The sequence below is a fragment of the Bacillus sp. mrc49 genome (genome assembly GCF_002803435.1).
Window position 1 is genome coordinate 1 of sequence record NZ_PHNG01000012.1, and the last position, 874, is coordinate 874.

Sequence of the window (874 nt, forward strand, 5' to 3'; positions counted from 1 at the left end):
AATAGGATATATTCAATCGTAATTCTCCGATTCGTTTTTTCCAAATAATAATCAAGTGATTTCATTAATTTTTCAATCGGGATCGCCCTGTTGATTTTCATGATTCGCGTCCTCAGATCGTTATTAGGTGCATGCAGGGAGATAGCTAGATTCACCTGTAATTGCAGATCTGTGAATTCATAAATCTTTTTGGCAAGGCCGCTCCTAACGTATGTATTATTTCTTACTATTTTACAGAACTTAGTTTCATGTTTCACTTCAAAGTTCTAATTTATCAGTTAATGGGTAAAATTTCAAATTATTAGTCAAATAAAGCCTTCTTCTGTATACTAGATAGAGTGATGGAAATAAAGCAATGGAGGAGAAATCATGAACTGGAAAACGTTTTTACTGGGTACTGCAGCCGGATTTGCGGCTGGTTATGCGACAAAGCAAATATTGGAACAATCAAGCAGGACTTCTCCGGATAAAGTGCTGGCCCACGTGAAGGAAACCGTCAAAAAGGATGGAAATATATATGGTTCCTGGATTTTGATGAAACCGGAAACCTACACGAAGAATGAGTTGGACTATTTAGTATATAAAGGCGGGATCACCAGAAATACAGAGGGCTTGCGGGAGCAATTCGAATTTGTCGCAGATGCAGCGACAGGAACGATTCTGGAGCTCAATGCACAACATGATTAACGGCAAAAGGGGGGCTGTCAAAATGACGTCCCCCTTTTGCCGTGCGTGCTTAGCGGTTCCGTTTCAATTGCGCTATTATCTCTTTACCCGATTTATCCCATTTGAGCGCCCGATAATAGGCATCATGGTAAAAGCTGTACCAAGCCCCATTTTCCAGTCCGTCTTTCATCCACTTCTCCTTTGCCTC

General features: G+C 40.7%; 1 protein-coding gene and 2 pseudogenes. 1 reads left to right on the plus strand and 2 read right to left on the minus strand.

Features of this window, described 5'->3' with window-relative positions:
- Window positions 1–209 (minus strand): annotated as a pseudogene (locus CVN76_RS00180) (23S rRNA (adenine(2503)-C(2))-methyltransferase RlmN); the annotation flags it as partial.
- Between the two features lie 160 nt (window positions 210–369).
- Here CVN76_RS00180 and CVN76_RS00185 point away from each other — a divergent pair.
- Window positions 370–687, plus strand: coding sequence for a hypothetical protein (locus CVN76_RS00185; RefSeq protein WP_100530062.1), 318 nt, complete (start codon window positions 370–372; stop codon window positions 685–687).
- 49 nt (window positions 688–736) lie between these two features.
- Here CVN76_RS00185 and CVN76_RS31550 read toward each other — a convergent pair.
- Window positions 737–874: pseudogene (locus CVN76_RS31550) on the minus strand (MBL fold metallo-hydrolase); the annotation flags it as partial.